Consider the following 15054-nt stretch of genomic DNA (forward strand, 5'->3'; position numbering starts at 1 on the left):
CGGGGTCTTGCCATTTGATGCAACGCAAAAGCGTCATGGCGCGCTGGCGATATGGTGAGCAATGTCGTCACGCGTGCTGGCTATTTATGGCGGGCTCTACATCTACAATTAGCGCGACGCTGTTTCCCGTCAGCAGGAGCGAGTCATGCGAGCTACGAGTTACCCCAGCAAGGAACAGGTGCGCGCTTATATGCGCCGCCGTGAACATGCGCTGCAGCCGCCGCCACCACCCGATGAAATTCGCCGACAACTGGCCTGGTGCCGCGTGGACGCCTTCTCCGGCACCTGCCTGACGGCCACTCCGGCCGGCGTGGCCGCGCAAGGCTGGCATTTATCAGCGGACATGGCTCGCCTGAGCACGCTCATGGCGATTGCCTGGCTGATGCACAGCGGTGTTTCTCATTGTAAAAATTGATGACTTGCAGCAAATTTTTCCAATTTGAGTTATCCTCTAGCACATTCCAAGTGCGTTAATTCTCTTCAATTATCACAATTTTGCTTTAAGTTACGCAAAAATCAACAATAGCGTGTATTATATTGTTTGTGGTGTAAAAGCCGCATAAGTGATGGCGCTTTTTAGTGTGTTTACCCTGAATTATTGCAGAAGAGACATTCGGTTTCTTTGTGCTCTAATACAACAAGTACGGATTTTGATCATGTCTCTCAAACAAATTACCTCTTTGCCTACCTACAACCCGAATCGCGTCCTCGATGCGATCATCGACAAGCTGCAACTGAAAAACGATGCCGCCTTGTCGCGCGCGCTGGAAGTGGCGCCACCTGTTATCAGCAAGATTCGTCACAACACCTTGCCGATCGGCGCCACGATCCTCATCCGCATGCATGAAATCAGCGATTTCAGCATTCGTGAACTGCGCGAGTTGATGGCTGCCTAAGAGCGCCTGACAGACGGCAAACTGAGAGGTGCCGTCTGGGTACGTCAGGCTTGCCGCGTGCGGCAGCCACATCTGTTTTTCGCTTTTCTATTGCGGGTCGCGGTTCAGCACCGGACGATCGATGTAGAAACGCCCCATTTCCAGGCCGGTCGTGGACGACTTGACCACCGCGGCGGCCAGTGTGGCGGGCGCGCTGGAAAATGCGGTATTGGCAGCCCCGGTCGCGCGGCCCGAATACGCTGTCGCCTGCACCGCTGCGCTGGAAAACGCCGTTTGTACGGCCCGGCCCGAGTATGCCGTCGCCTGTACCGCCGCACTGGAAAACGCCGTTTGTACAGCCCGGCCTGAGTACGCTGTCGCCTGTACTGCGGCACTGGAAAACGCTGTTTGTACCGTCCGTCCTGAATACGCAGCCTGCACGGCGCGTCCCGAATACGCCGTTTCTGCGCGGATATAATCTTCCCCGAACGTTTGCTCATACAGCTGCTTCATGCGCTCGCCCACGCGCAGGTGTGCCGCTTCGTCGTCTTCGCCGCGTAGGCCGATGTAGGGGAAGTGATGCAGGAAGTAGCCGAAGACCTGTTCGCAGTCCGCCGCATATTTCAGAGTGTCGAGAATGTGGTAATGCCAGAATGTATCGACGTCCATCAGTGGCGCTGTTTCTTCTTCCGGAAACTGTTTCATCAGGATCAGAAAGCGCCGGTACTCGAACTCCACCGCATTGGCCTTCTCCAGACTCCATCCTTCGCCTGACTCCTGGTGCATCAGCTTGACTTTGATCGCGTCCAAATTCAAATCGGCAATTGCCTTGAAACTGTCGTTCGTATCCATGAATGTCCTTTGATAAAGAGCGTTGTGGGAAATACAGTGCAACAAGGGAGAGTGGTGGCGGTGTACTCCTGGCAAGTAGTCGAGGAATGCCTGGTCCATGGCGGGCAGGCGCTGAGTTGTCCTACATCAATATTGCATCTAATAACAAAATATGCAAGCTGAGCTTGCTTCAATGCGGCCGACCTATCAGGTGTTGCTCCGGCTGTCTTCCTGGTAGGGGAACGCGGTGGCGTCCGCACCCAGCGGTACGCTGACATGCACGCTCATGCCCGCGCCGGGGCTGCTTTCGATGTAGAAAGTGCCACCCAGTAACTTAATGCGTTCCTCGATCCCTACCAGGCCAAATGAGCCCAGCTTGTTGCGTCCGTCGATGGCCGCACCCACGCCGTTGTCGCTGACGCTCATCGACACGGTGTCGTGGCACTTTTCCAGCTTGACTTGCACGCTGCTGGCATTGGCATGCTGGGAAATGTTGCTGAGCGACTCTTGCAGGATGCGGAACAGGGCCGTGGCACACTGGTCGCTCAGACAGATGTCGTCATGGCTTTCGCTCACTTCGCAGGCGATGCCCGTGCGCAGGCGAAATTGCGCTACCTGCCATTCGACGGCCGCATTCACACCCAGGTCCAGCACGGTAGGGCGCAAGTCGTTGATGATTTGCCGCACGCTCTTGATGGTGGCGTCGATCTGCTCCAGGGTCGAGCGGGCGCGGGCGTTCAGGCGCGGGTGGCGGCGCTGCGTGCGCGAGGCCAGCATGTCGGCATCGATGCGCAAGACCAGCAGGTTCTGTCCCAGATCGTCGTGGATTTCGCGCGCGATGCGCTTGCGCTCTTCTTCCTTGATCCGGTCGGCGTGGGCTGCCAGGCGGCGCAGTTTCTGGTGCGACAGCTGCAGGCGGATCTGGCTGGCGCGCAATTCCGCCGTCATACCCGTCGCCATCTGGATGGCGCGCCGGCGCGACGACGCCAGGGCATGAAACAGCATGTACAGCAGCATGGTGCTGGCAAAACCGGTCAGCAGGGCCAGCCACGGCAGGAAGACGTCGAAGCGCGTATACAGGTCGCTCTTGCGCACGCTGAACAGCGCTTGCCACGCGCGGCCATTGTGCTCGATGAGCATTGTGCTGCTCAGATACCGCCCCGAGTTGCCGGGCAGCCACCATGGCGCATGCATGCCCGCCGTCGTGCTGTCAAAGATGGGGCGCATGTCGTGCGGCAAGTTCAGCGGCAAGTCCGGCTGTTCAAGCGGCACCTGCGGGCCGATATCGAACAGGGTCAGGCGGACATTGCGTACCGGCATGTCGGCCAGCGCGCTGCGCATCATCGTCACCAGGTCGTAGCCGATGCCGATGGAACCCTGGTAGGCTGCGCGCCTTTGCTCCACCGTGCCGGTCGGCATGCCGAAGCGGTACATGGGCAGGCGCATGGCCATGCCCGTCAGCTGTGGCCGACCTTCCATCGGCACGGGGACGCCGGAATTGCTGATCTGGCCCGAATCGCGCGACTGCGCCAGCGCTTCGGCGATCAGGGGGCGCGAAGCGATGTCATAGCCATATTTTTCCGGCGCGCTGGCAATCGGCTCGATGTACACCAGCACGGAATAATGGGGGCGCGGGCCGGCCGGATGGATGGCAAACGCCGGATAACCGTCGCGTCCGGGCGGATAGTCGCGCTGCATGGCCGCTTCGAAGGCGGCGCGCTGCGACTCGTCGATTTCCTGGCTGTAATTGAGATTCATCACGCCCGGATAGTTCTGTTGCAAGCCGATATTGGCCACGTAGCGGTGGAATTGCTCGCGGCTCACGTGTTCGTTGGCGTGGAACAGGCTGGCCGTGCCGCGCAGCAGGTTGGCATACGACTTGAGGCGCGATGTGATGTTTTTCTGGTTATTGCGCGCCAGATTGTTGAACAGCTCGCTGGCATCGTTTTCGATCGACAGCGAAGCGGCCATGTAGAACAGCAGGCTCACCATCAGCGACGTCACGAAACCGAGCTGCCAAAGGGGTTTTTTTTCAGCAGATAAGGGGTGTTTGCCGGCAGTAGAAGACATCGCCATCCGCATCAGGAAGAGGAATCGGGTGCCGCCTGTGTGCTGGAGGCTGTACTGAATTGCACAAGCACTATCGGCATTGCAAATTGCTCAATAGCTGCCTAATATACAAAATTATCGTGAATATAGTCAACAGGCAATATTCCTCTGTTGACGTATATTGCTAAAACGAAAAAAAACCGCCGCAGCGGTTTTTTTTTCTTGGAGCGTGCGGCGCCTTACTTGGCGGGCTGCCAGCTATCTTTCAGGGTGACAATGCGGTTGAAGACGGGCTTGCCGGGCTGGCTGTCGACCCGGTCGGCCGCGAAGTAGCCGTGGCGCTCGAACTGGAAGCGCTGTTCCGCTTGGGCCAGTTCCGCGCCCGGTTCCAGCCACGCTTGCACCACATCCTTGGCCAACGGGTTCAGGGCCAGCTTGAAGTCCTTGCCGCCCGCGTCCGGCTGCGGGTCGGTAAACAGGCGGTCGTACAGGCGCACTTCGGCGGGAATGGCCGTCGGCGCGCTGACCCAGTGCATATTCCCCTTGACCTTGTAGGTGGCGCTGCCTTCCGTGCCCGACTTGCTGTCCGGGAAATAGGTGCAATGCACGGCGATGACCTTGCCGTCCGCATCCGTGTCAAAGCCAGTGCATTCGATCACGTAGCCGTAGCGCAGGCGAACCTTGCTGCCCGGCTTGTCGTCGATCGGCGGATACAAACGGAAATAGCCCTTGTTCGGCACTTCCATGAAGTCGTCTTCCTCGATCCACAGCTCGCGCGAGATGGGGAAGGTGCGCAAGCCACGCTCCGGGAAGTGCGGATGCACGGGCGCCGTGCATGCCACGCTTTCGCCTTCGGGGAAATTGTCGATGATCAATTTCAACGGACGCAGCACGGCCACCGTGCGCGGCGCCTTCGGGTCCAGGTCTTCGCGCAGGCAGCCTTCGAGCACGCTGTAGTCGATCCAGCCGTCGGATTTGGTCACGCCCGTGCGTTCGCACATCAGTTGAATCGCTTCCGGCGTGTAGCCGCGGCGGCGCATGCCCACCAGGGTCGGCATGCGGGGGTCGTCCCAGCCGTCGACGATTTTTTCTTCCACCAGTTGGCGCAGCTTGCGCTTGCTGGTGACGATGTAGGTCAGGTTCAGGCGCGAGAATTCGAACTGGCGCGGCACGGGCTGCTGGAAGAAGCCGCCGGCCGAAAGGGTTTCCAGCAGCCAGTCGTAGAAGGGGCGGTGGTCCTGGAATTCCAGCGTGCAGATCGAATGCGTGATGTTTTCCAGCGCGTCCGAGATCGGATGCGTGTAGTCGTACATCGGATAGATGCACCAAGCATCGCCCGTGCGGTGATGGTGCGCATGGCGGATGCGGTAGATGGCCGGATCGCGCAAGTTCATGTTCGGCGAACGCATGGCATCTTCGCTCATCTTCGCGCGCAGGATGTGCGCGCCATCTTTGTATTCGCCCGCCTTCATGGCGCGGAACAGGGTCAGCGATTCGTCGCGCGGACGGTCGCGGAATGGCGAATTCTTGCCGGCCTGGCCGAAATTGCCCCGGTTGGCGGCCATGTCTTCGGCGCTCTGGCTATCCACATAGGCAAAGCCGGCCGTGATCAGGTACTCGGCCATCGCGTACAGCTGGTCGAAATAGTCGCTCGCGTAGTGCAGGTGGCTCTGGCCATCGCCATTCTTCGGTTCCCAGTCAAAACCCAGCCATTTCACGCTGTCCATGATGGTGTCGACGTATTCCTGTTCTTCCTTCGCCGGATTGGTGTCGTCGAAGCGCAGGTTGCACTGGCCGGCGTAATCGCGCGCCAGGCCGAAGTTGACGCAGATCGACTTGGCGTGGCCCACGTGCAGGTAGCCGTTCGGCTCCGGCGGGAAACGCGTGATCACCTGGGGCAGGCCGGGACGCACGTGGGCGCCGGCAGCCAGGTCGGCTTCGATGATGTTACGCAAGAAATTGGGCGCCAGCGCTGGCGCGGCGGTATTCGGTTTATCGTTGCTCATTGATCAATGCGGAAGAGTGACAGTAAAAAGCATTTTACCGTACCGCAAGCGCTTTATAAGCACGTATTTGCCCCCATATCCCAGCATGCAAGCGACGCGGGCGCCGTTCTATAGGATAATCTGCCTTTAATTAGCAAACAAATCGTGACCCCGGAGCCATTTATGGAAAATTTATATAACGTCCTCGGTGTCGCGCCCAATGCCAGCGACGATGAAATCAAGAAGGTTTACCGTTCGCTGGCCATGCGCTTCCACCCCGACCGCAACCAGGCCCCCGGCGCCGAGGCGCGCTTCAAGAGCGTCACCAAGGCGTATGAAATCCTGGCCGACCCGGCCAAGCGCGCCGAATACGACCAGAGCGTGAACCACCGCATCATCATCGATCCGGAAGCGGAAGCCTATGCCCTGTGGTGCGGCGTGTTCCGCCTCCACGGCACGGTATTACCAGCCGATTGAGGGCGTCTCACATAAGCTACTGCGCGTCGTGACTTGCGGCCTGCGATGCTCACCGTACTAAAGTACGGTTGCGCTTCTTAGCCACAATTCACTGCCGCTCGCTACGGTTCTGTGAGACGCGGTATAGCCCGAATGATTTGAAAAACAACAAACAATGGTGCTTTTGCTTTTAAGTAAAAGTGCCGCGCATCACATTGGAAAGCACAGCATGAGAAGAGTACACCCTGAATTCGCGTACCAGTCGCGCGAGCTGGAAGGCCAGATCGATGGCATCCTCGGCGACCCGCCGAACCGCAAAAACTATAAAAGCATGGTCGACACGCTGGTGAGCGAGTACGCCAGCGGCGGCGGCATCGAAGACGTGAACATGCTGGCTTTTGCGCTGGTCGACCACATCACGTTCAGCGACCCGAAGGGCTTGCTGGCCGAAAGCGAAGACTATGAGTTCGGCGACCCGGCCCGCGTGTTTTCCATGGCCACATGCGCCGCGCCGGAAGCGGCCAAGATGTACGCCGCCATCGAAGAGAGCTTCCCCGACCTGGCGCGCCAGGCCATCATCACGGCCTTTTTGCACAAGAATCCGCGCCTTTGGGACGACGACGACCAGTCGCTCGACCAGTTGGCCGCCAATGACGACGGCGACGACGAGCATGACGAAGACGACGCCACCGACGATTTCGCCCAGATGTTTGACCAGGATGGAGATGACCATGGCCGATAATAAGGATGAACAAAAGAGTAATCTTCCCGCGCTGACGAAACAGGTCACGGAATTGGTGCTGTCCGGTTCGCTGGGCCACGCCGAGCAGGCGTTCGCCGACGCGGCTGACCAGTACGGCGATCTGGCCGTGGTGGAAGTGCTGAGCGCCATTCCGCCGCAAGTGACGGCCCTGCACCTGGCCGGCTTTGACGGCGGCAAGATGTCGCTGGCAACCTTGCTGGTGCCGCCGAAGGCCTGGGCCGACAGCCTTGCCTTCATCGCCGCCACCTGGAGCGACGACCAGATCGAGGATGATCCGGAGCGCATCGCCGAGTCGCTGTTCGCGCACATCCACGGCGTGGTGTTTTCCACCGACGATGCCGAACGCCGCCGCGAGCTACTGCTGGAAGCGTCCGCCACCGACTGGGGCGCCACGGCGTTCGCCATTTTGTTCTCGATGGCGCCAAAGGAAATCCTCGAAGTGGCGGGCGAAATTGTCATCAAGGGACCGTACGTGACGGGCGTGACTTCGTCCGACAACGACGTTGTGCCGCTGGCCATTGAGCTGGCGCAAGCCAATGAAGACGGCTGGGACCGTTCGCTGTTCGAATTGTTCCCCGATTTCCGCCATAGCGCCGACCTGGCCGATGCCGAATACTCGGACGACCCGGACGAAGAGCCGACCATGTTGCAGCGCAGTACCAAGGAATTGCTGTACCGCCTGCGCAAGCAAGTGCCGAGCACGCGCAGCGCACCGCGCTCCAGCACGCGCCGCAGCCTGGGCACCGGTATTTTCTCGTGATGAAAGCAGGGAACGTCTAATGCTGCCAGCAATTGTTGTAGAGAATCTTCCGCGCTTGGTGCGTGCCATCAAGCTGTTGCCGAACGATTCGCGCGAAGACGCGGCGCTGGACCTGGCCGACGAATTGACGGGCATCACGGCCATGGTGGCCGAGAAGTTCACGAATGAACGTACGGCCGACGGCATCCAGAAAGCGCTGTTCCTGACGGTGGGCGGCGTGTCGCTGGGCCTGGAGCAGGCCCTCGCGCATGAAGGCGACCAGGCCGCGCTCGATTTCCTCGTCGAGCACGGCGCCGAGCACGCATTCCAGGTGGGCTTTCGCCTGATCAAGGAATTGTCGCAGCTGCCGGAAGACGCCCTCGTCGGTGAATACGACCAGGACCCCGTTTACCTGCAGCGCCGCTTGCGCGAGCTGTTCATCGATATTTGCCAGGCCGACCCGAACCAGAACTGGGCCGGCTATGAAAAGTATGCGGTGCAGTTGCAACAGCGCAAGGAAGTGCAAGCCGTGGTGCGCCTGGCCGGCTGGCTGCGGCGCCACCATGATAACGGCCCCGTCAGCGACAGCGACTTGAATGCCGAAGGTGTGATTGCCGTGGCCATCATCTTCGCCATCGAGGGCGGCGGACGCATCATGGCGCGCACGGGTCAAAAGGAGTTTGAACGATTTGTGCGTTCCGTGCGCAAGAACAAGCCCGACTTTGAAGAAGGCTGGGCCGCCCTGGTGGCAAAGGTGCCCGTGCAGCATCACCCGGTGTTGCTTGAGCGTATCGAATCCTACCGCCGTAGCTGCACCGTCGTGCATAAAATCCTCACGCGGGCCAGCATGAAGAGCCTGTTCGAGGACCTGGAGAACTACGCGGGTTCCGAGCTGGACGCGGATTACTCCTGACGTACGTCAACGTAGGCCGGCACTTGCCGGCCTATTCTTTTTCTTCCAGCGCCGCTTCCTCGGCCAGTTTCACGAACGCCGCCACCAGCGGCGACGTCTCTTCTTCCCTTTGTGCCAATAACAGGCTGGTGGTCGCCTGCGGGTCGGCGATGGGGCGGTAGCACACGCCATCCATGCGGATGCGGTCGAACGAGGCGGGCAGCACGGAAATGCCGCAGCCGGCCGCCACCAGGCCGATGATGGTCGATGCTTCGCCCGCTTCCTGCGCCACCTGAGGCACGAAGCCGGCCGCCTTGCACAGGCGGAAAATCTGCGGATAAATCCCCGTGCCCGCATCCTTGGGGTACATCACAAAGCCTTCGCCCGCCATGTCGGCAATGGCAATGGCCTCCTTGGCCGCCAGCGCATGGGCGACGGGCAAGACGAGGAACAGCGGGTCTTGCCGCAGTTGCGTCAGCTTGATATCCGATGGGTACGTCGTTTCCGGCGGGCGCACGAAACCCAGGTCCATCGTCCTGCCCGAGATCGCTTCCAGCTGATGCAATGTCGCCATCTCGTGCAAGGTCAAGGTGACGTGCGGAAATTGCTGGCGGTAGCGATTGATGACGGTGGCGAAATACGGCGTAAACGGCGTGGAAAACGTAAAGCCGATGCGCAATTCGCCCGCTTCGCCCCGCTGGGCCCGGCGCGCCGTGACGGCTGCCTGTTCCGACAGGGCCAGGATGCGCCGCGCATCGTCGAGGAACAAACGGCCTGCTTCCGTCAGGCGCACGGAGCGCTTGTTGCGCTCGAACAACTGCGCGCCCAGTTCCGCTTCCAGCGCCTGGATTTGCTGGCTCAGCGGCGGCTGGCCGATGTGCAGGCGCTCGGCCGCGCGCGTGAAGTGTAGTTCTTCGGCGACGGCGACGAAGTAACGCAGGTGGCGCAATTCCATAGTCAGTAATATATATAAAGTATGAGTTGGGCCTTAAATATATATTGGACGATATGAGTTGGCAATCCTAACATGGAGACTCGCTTCCTTTCTGAAACACGGCCATGTCTGATTCATCGCTCGCTTTTGCCCCCGCTGCACCTTCCGCCATCCCGGTTTCCCCTGCCGCTCCCGCTCCCCGTTCAGCCATCGCCAAGGGAACGGCTGAATTCAAGCGTAGCAACCGTGCCCTGTTCTTCGGCGGTTTTTCCACCTTCAGCTTGCTGTACTGTATCCAGCCCCTGTTTCCCCTGCTGTCGCAGCAGTTTCACCTGACGCCGGCGCAAAGCAGCTGGTCCTTGTCCGTGTCGAGCGGCTTGCTGGCCATCTCGCTGGTGCTGCTGAGTGCCGTCTCGGACCGTATCGGCCGCAAGCCGCTGATGGTGGCGGCTATGTTTTCGGCCGCGATGTTGACCATTTTGTCCGCCTTCGCCCAGGATTATGCGCAACTGCTGACGATTCGCGCGGCGCTGGGCGTGGCCCTGGGCGGCATGCCGGCCGTGGCCATGGCTTACCTGGGCGAGGAAATCGAGGGGCCGTCGCTGGGCCTGTCGATGGGCTTGTACATCGCCGGCAGCGCGTTCGGCGGCATGTCGGGGCGGTTGGTGGCCTCCATGCTCAGCGATTTCCTCTCGTGGCGCTGGGCCCTGGGCGTGTTGGGCGTGGCCGGCGTGCTGGCGGCAGCCGAATTCTGGCGCAGCCTGCCCGCCTCGAAAAACTTCGTGCCCAGTACCCGTGGCTGGAATGCGTTGCCGCATGCCATCCGCCAGCATTTTTCCGACCAGGGCTTGCCGTGGTTGTTCTGCCTGGCGTTCGTGCTGATGGGCTGTTTTGTCAGCCTGTACAACTACATCGGCTACCGCCTGCTGGCTGCGCCATTTGGCTTGCGCCAAAGCACGGTCGGCTTGCTGGCTTTTTTGTACCTGATCGGCATCTTCAGCTCCGTCTGGGCGGGCCGCCTGGTGGACCGTCTGGGACGCCGGGGCGTGTTGTGGATCATGCTGTCGGTGATGTTGTCAGGCATTTTACTGACCCTGTTCGATTCCTTGCCGCTGATTGTCATCGGCATGGCGCTGGCCACCTTCGGCTTCTTTGCCTCGCATTCGATCGCCAGCAGCTGGGTCAGCCGCCGCGCCCGCGCGCCGCAGGCGCTGGCCTCGGCCTTCTACCTGCTGTTCTATTACCTGGGATCGAGCCTGATCGGTTCCGCCTCGGGCATGATGTGGGGCTTCGACGGCTGGACGGGCGTCATCATCATGCTGGGCCTGTGCCTGGGTGGTGGCGTGCTGATCGCCCTGCGCCTGCGTCATCAGCAGCCGCTGGGCGCACGCGAAGCGGTGGGCTGAGCGGCTATTTGGGGCAGTTGCCGATCATCGTTTCCCCATTCTTGCCCGCGCCTGTGGTCACGCACAAGGTGCCCAGCGCGTTGGTGATCTTGTAGGTGCGGCTGCCCTTGGCCGCATTCGCGCCCACTTCCTCGATTTTTGACGCTTCATACCATTTCGGCGGCACGGCCGCGTAGGCCTCGGCAAAGCCTTGCTGCATGCGCTTGAACGCGGTGTCATCGAGTTTTTGTTCTCCGCGCTGCGGAAATTCCTTGCGTAAATCCCTGTCGATCTTGCCCACGTCGCGTTTGGCTTGTGCCAGGATCTCGGCCGCGCTGGGCGTTGACGGCGCTGTGATTGCATCTGGCGGTGCCGGCGCTAGCGCTTGTTCGACGGCGGGAGGGGCCAGGGGGCGGCTGATGGACGCCGGGAGCGGTAGGCGCGGCAGGCGCGCGGCTGCTGCTTGTGCGCTGGGCAACGCGACTGGCTTGGACGGCGCCGGGAGCGTGTGGCGCAGCCAGGTGATGGCCGGACCCTGCGGCAGGTTCTCGTCAGTGGCAAGGCGGGGTCGTGACTGCAGGATGACATATGCCAGCCCCGCGTGCAGCAAGACAATCAGCAGCAGACCGGGAGCGCGGCGGAGCGGGATAGGCAACGAGGTCATGGATGGCATGGTGGTTCAGGTACGCCAATGTATCTGAGGTAGTTGATTATTATCTAAAATGTCACAAGCGCTTACAAAAAAGTGCCACATGGAAATTTCGACGCCATAGCCGCTGGCGGGGAACCCTGTGCCAGTCCGATGATCCAACCCGGATACCACGCGAACAGGAGATCATCATGATGCAGGTAAAGGAAGTGGCAAGGCGCTTTGGCGCCATCGAACACGCGATCGGCCAGGCGGCCCAGCTGTGCGGCAAGCAGCAGGGCATGCCCATGGACTTGAAGGATTGCATCAACCAGCTGGACCAGCAAAAGAGCGCCGTGCGGCAAGCCATCGACACGCACGACGATGCGCGCATCCGGCAAGCCGTCGACCAGATGGAGTCCTTGGGTGACCGCGCCAAGCGGGCCTGCGGCACGGCGTCCAGCGTGACGCCGGAAATGAAGAGCGCCGTGCTCAAGGTCCACGATGAATTATCGGACCTGAAGCACCAGCTGCATTGACCGTGTTACATCTGGCGGAACAGATGGGCATATAAAGGACTGACGCGCAGCTGCGCCCGATGCTGGCGCAGGGTCAGTGACAGCTTGCCCGCGTCGTCGCGCACGGCCGTGGCGATGGCGCTGGCATTGACGATGGTGCCCCGGTGGATTTGCCAGAACTGTTGCGGGTCCAACTGGGGCAAGAGTTCCTTCAGGCTCGTGCGTATCAGCGCTTCGCTGTCTTGGCAGACAACGTTGATGTATTTGTCCAGCGCTTCGAAATACACGACGTCGGCCAGGGCGATCATGCGCACGCTGTTGCCGACGGCCGCCCGTATCATGTGCAGGCGCGGGGCGAGGGGCAGCATGGCTTGCAGCTGGCTCAGCAAGCGGGCCAGGTTGTCGTCGCTGGCGGACGCTGTTTCCATCGCCGCCAGCGGTGCCAGCGTGGCAGCCGTCGCTGGCGTTGCCGTTACTGTACCGCTTGTACCGCTTGTACCGTTGCCGCCCGCGCTGTCCTGCAAACGCTGCTGCAGGCGCTCCACCGTCTTGCCCAGGCGGGCATCGTTGACGGGTTTCAAAACGTAGTCGGCGGCCGCATGTTCGAAGGCGGCCAGCGCGTATTCGTCATAGGCCGTGACAAACACGATGTGGGGGAAGGGCACGCCGTCGGGCCACTGTTCTGCCAGCTCCTCGGCCGCTTCCATGCCCGTCTTGCCTGGCATCTTGATGTCGAGAAATAGTATGTCGGGCTGCAGTGACAGGCCTTGCTGCAAGGCTTCCACACCGTTGGGACAGGTGGCGACGATATCGAGTTCCGGCCACAGCCGCTGCAAGGCGTGTGCGAGGGCGGCGGCGAGGATGGGTTCGTCTTCGGCGATCAGGGCGCGTGGCGCGCGCAGGGTGTGTTGGCTCATGCGAGGGGACTCGTGATGGTGGGTGGAAGGGGGAGTGTCAGGCGGGCGGTCGCGCCTGCCGGATGGTTGGCGACCAGCGACAGGCTGGCGGCATCGGCATGCATACCGTGCAGGCGTTCGCGGATATTTGCCACGCCCAGGTGCGTGCCCTTGCTCTGACCCGGATGCCCGAGGCCCAGGCCATCGTCGCTGACGCTGAGGATGAGGACGCCAGCGTTCGTGGACGCTTGCACGTGGATATGGCCGCCTTCGATCTTCGGTTCCAGGCCGTGCTGGATGGCGTTTTCCACCAGCGGCTGCAGCAGCATGGGCGGCACCTTGATCTGGCGCAAGGCCTCAGGCAAGTCCAGCGTAAAGCTCAGGCGCGCGCCCATGCGGATGGACATCAGGCCCAGGTAGGCTTGCATCAGGGAAAACTCCTGCTCCAGGGTGGTGGATTCGGCGCGCGAAGAGGAAAGGGTAGCGCGCAAATACTGGATCAATTGATCGAGCAGCAACTGGGCACGGTCGGGATCGAAGCTGATCAGGCCCTGCAGGTTGGCCAGGGTATTGAACAGCATGTGCGGTTCGATCTGCGCCTGCAGCAGTTGTAGTTGCGCTTGCATAGCCTGGCGCGCTACGGATTCGGCGCGGGCCTTTTCCTGGGCTGCTTCCATTTGCAGGCGTGCAATCTTTTCGCGGCTGCTAAAGAACAGGATGGCCGCACTCGCCACCGCCAGTGTGAACACTGTCATGCTGACATTACGGGGCGACATGGCAATGGGCGCGGGAACGTCGATATTGGCCAGCCAGCCGAATAGCATGGTGCCGCCTACTTGCGCCACGGCGGCACTGACGATGATGAGGACAATGAAAGGCAGCTTTTGGGGGCGGCGTCCTTCTCCCCACCATGCCAGGCGGATGCCGTCGATCAGCAGGAAGGCGATGCTGCCTATGCACATGGACGCAAGCAGGTTGAGCCAGAAGCTTTGTCCGCCGCTCAGCACGAAGGTGATGAAGAGGGCGCACAAGACGTTGAGCAGCAGCGCATAGCGGGCATCGCCCAGCAGGCGCCGGTAGGGAAAGCCCGTCTTGCGTGGGGCTGCGTCGGTAGTGTGCATGCGCGACTGCTTTCAGGTGGGCACTCGGGTTGGTAATGCGTCAATTATGGGCGGCTCTGCATGCGGGCGCAACGCCGCTGCGACGAAACAGGGCAGGCGTGGTGCCAATCGCCTGATCGAGTCCTTTACACGGTGGCGCTTGCACGCGATGATGGCAAGACGATCTTGATCGACAACCTCATCACGATAAAGGAACACCATGTGGCCCTATCCACGCACCCTGGCGCACCGCGGCGGCGGCACCCTGGCGCCTGAAAATACCTTGGCCGCCCTGCGCTGCGGCCTGTCCTACGGCTACCGCGCCGTGGAATTCGACGTCATGCTGGCGGCCGACGGCGTGCCCGTCGTCGTGCACGACCCCGAGCTGGGGCGCACGGTGGCTGGCAGCGGCCATATCAATGAGTACACGGCCGCGCAGCTGGGGGCCATGGAGGCGGGCGCCTGGTTCGGCCCCGCGTTTGCGGGCGAAGGCGTGCCCACCTTTGACGCCGTGGTGGCGTATTGCAAGGCGCAGCGCATCTGGATGAATATCGAAATCAAACCAGCACCCGGTTTTGACGCGGCCACGGGCGAGGCGGTGGCGCGCGCCACGCGTGCGCACTTTTCACAGGAAATTGCTGCAGGAAAATTATTGCCGCTGCTATCGTCGTTCAGCATCGCCGCACTGGAAGCGGCGCGCCAGGCGGCGCCGGAACTGGCGCGCGCTTGGCTGGTCGAAGCAATACCGGCTGACTGGGCGCTGCAGGCGCGCGAGCTGGGCGTGGTGGCGATCCATTGCGACCACCAGCAGCTGACGCGCGCGCTGGCGCTGGCAGTCAAAGGGGAGGGATTTGGACTGTTTTGCTACACCGTCAACACCCCGGAACGGGCCAGCGAGTTGCTGGCCTGGGGCGTGGACGGCTTTTGCACGGACCGGATAGATTTAATCAAGGCAAGCTGACAACATCCAGCTTAACAGCACCTGGCAGTAGCTTATGTCAGG

16 protein-coding genes are annotated in these 15054 nt (G+C 61.1%); 9 read left to right on the forward strand and 7 right to left on the reverse strand.

Annotation, left to right across the window (positions count from 1 at the left end):
• The first annotated feature begins 145 nt into the window (after positions 1 to 145).
• Positions 146 to 415, forward strand: coding sequence for a hypothetical protein (locus ACP7DE_RS13690; RefSeq protein WP_426072620.1), 270 nt, complete (start codon positions 146 to 148; stop codon positions 413 to 415).
• 241 nt (positions 416 to 656) lie between these two features.
• Entirely contained in the window at positions 657 to 896 is a 240-nt protein-coding gene (locus ACP7DE_RS13695; protein ID WP_029496207.1) for a hypothetical protein, read from the forward strand.
• An 87-nt stretch (positions 897 to 983) separates the two neighbouring features.
• Here the strand turns inward: ACP7DE_RS13695 and ACP7DE_RS13700 are convergent, their stop codons facing one another.
• The 3 genes from ACP7DE_RS13700 to ACP7DE_RS13710 all read right to left on the reverse strand — a co-directional run bounded on the left by ACP7DE_RS13700 (position 984) and on the right by ACP7DE_RS13710 (position 5761).
• A complete protein-coding gene (locus tag ACP7DE_RS13700) occupies positions 984 to 1727 on the reverse strand; it encodes a glycine-rich domain-containing protein (protein WP_426072621.1) in 744 nt (247 codons plus the stop codon).
• A 186-nt stretch (positions 1728 to 1913) separates the two neighbouring features.
• The gene (locus tag ACP7DE_RS13705) at positions 1914 to 3776 is read right to left on the reverse strand and encodes a CHASE domain-containing protein (RefSeq protein ID WP_426072622.1); all 1863 of its coding nucleotides are present in this window, start codon (positions 3774 to 3776) and stop codon (positions 1914 to 1916) included.
• Positions 3777 to 3994: 218 nt separating this feature from the next.
• Entirely contained in the window at positions 3995 to 5761 is a 1767-nt protein-coding gene (locus ACP7DE_RS13710; RefSeq protein WP_426072623.1) for a glutamine--tRNA ligase/YqeY domain fusion protein, read from the reverse strand.
• Between the two features lie 162 nt (positions 5762 to 5923).
• On the opposite strand from ACP7DE_RS13710, the gene ACP7DE_RS13715 reads away from it, so the two are divergent.
• From ACP7DE_RS13715 to ACP7DE_RS13730, 4 genes are all read left to right on the forward strand, one after another.
• Positions 5924 to 6217, forward strand: coding sequence for a DnaJ domain-containing protein (locus tag ACP7DE_RS13715; RefSeq protein WP_010395442.1), 294 nt, complete (start codon positions 5924 to 5926; stop codon positions 6215 to 6217).
• 208 nt (positions 6218 to 6425) lie between these two features.
• Complete coding sequence (locus tag ACP7DE_RS13720) at positions 6426 to 6938, forward strand: hypothetical protein (protein ID WP_426072624.1); 513 nt, start codon at positions 6426 to 6428, stop codon at positions 6936 to 6938.
• Entirely contained in the window at positions 6928 to 7719 is a 792-nt protein-coding gene (locus tag ACP7DE_RS13725; RefSeq protein ID WP_101484148.1) for a hypothetical protein, read from the forward strand. Before ACP7DE_RS13720 ends, ACP7DE_RS13725 begins: the two co-directional genes overlap by 11 nt.
• A 19-nt stretch (positions 7720 to 7738) precedes the next feature.
• Positions 7739 to 8611, forward strand: a complete 873-nt coding sequence (locus ACP7DE_RS13730) for a hypothetical protein (protein WP_426072625.1) — start codon at positions 7739 to 7741, stop codon at positions 8609 to 8611.
• Positions 8612 to 8642: 31 nt separating this feature from the next.
• Here the strand turns inward: ACP7DE_RS13730 and ACP7DE_RS13735 are convergent, their stop codons facing one another.
• Positions 8643 to 9545 (reverse strand): LysR family transcriptional regulator, encoded by a 903-nt coding sequence (locus ACP7DE_RS13735; protein WP_426072626.1) that lies wholly within the window; start codon positions 9543 to 9545, stop codon positions 8643 to 8645.
• A 104-nt stretch (positions 9546 to 9649) separates the two neighbouring features.
• On the opposite strand from ACP7DE_RS13735, the gene ACP7DE_RS13740 reads away from it, so the two are divergent.
• Entirely contained in the window at positions 9650 to 10930 is a 1281-nt protein-coding gene (locus ACP7DE_RS13740) for an MFS transporter (protein ID WP_426072627.1), read from the forward strand.
• A gap of 4 nt (positions 10931 to 10934) precedes the next feature.
• Here the strand turns inward: ACP7DE_RS13740 and ACP7DE_RS13745 are convergent, their stop codons facing one another.
• Entirely contained in the window at positions 10935 to 11582 is a 648-nt protein-coding gene (locus tag ACP7DE_RS13745; RefSeq protein WP_426072628.1) for a hypothetical protein, read from the reverse strand.
• A gap of 167 nt (positions 11583 to 11749) precedes the next feature.
• On the opposite strand from ACP7DE_RS13745, the gene ACP7DE_RS13750 reads away from it, so the two are divergent.
• Positions 11750 to 12076: a hypothetical protein gene (locus tag ACP7DE_RS13750; protein ID WP_426072629.1), complete on the forward strand. Its 327-nt coding sequence runs from the start codon at positions 11750 to 11752 to the stop codon at positions 12074 to 12076.
• Positions 12077 to 12081: 5 nt separating this feature from the next.
• On the opposite strand, the gene ACP7DE_RS13755 is transcribed toward ACP7DE_RS13750, so the two are convergent.
• The gene (locus ACP7DE_RS13755) at positions 12082 to 12972 is read right to left on the reverse strand and encodes a LytR/AlgR family response regulator transcription factor (protein WP_426072630.1); all 891 of its coding nucleotides are present in this window, start codon (positions 12970 to 12972) and stop codon (positions 12082 to 12084) included.
• Complete coding sequence (locus ACP7DE_RS13760) at positions 12969 to 14072, reverse strand: sensor histidine kinase (RefSeq protein WP_426072631.1); 1104 nt, start codon at positions 14070 to 14072, stop codon at positions 12969 to 12971. Before ACP7DE_RS13760 ends, ACP7DE_RS13755 begins: the two co-directional genes overlap by 4 nt.
• Positions 14073 to 14271: 199 nt before the next feature.
• Between ACP7DE_RS13760 and ugpQ the strand changes: the two genes are divergently transcribed.
• Positions 14272 to 15012 (forward strand): glycerophosphodiester phosphodiesterase, encoded by a 741-nt coding sequence (gene ugpQ / locus ACP7DE_RS13765; RefSeq protein WP_426072632.1) that lies wholly within the window; start codon positions 14272 to 14274, stop codon positions 15010 to 15012.
• Positions 15013 to 15054 lie beyond the last annotated feature (42 nt).

The organism is Janthinobacterium sp. DSP2-3-3 (assembly GCF_049897325.1).
Classification (GTDB): domain Bacteria; phylum Pseudomonadota; class Gammaproteobacteria; order Burkholderiales; family Burkholderiaceae_D; genus Janthinobacterium.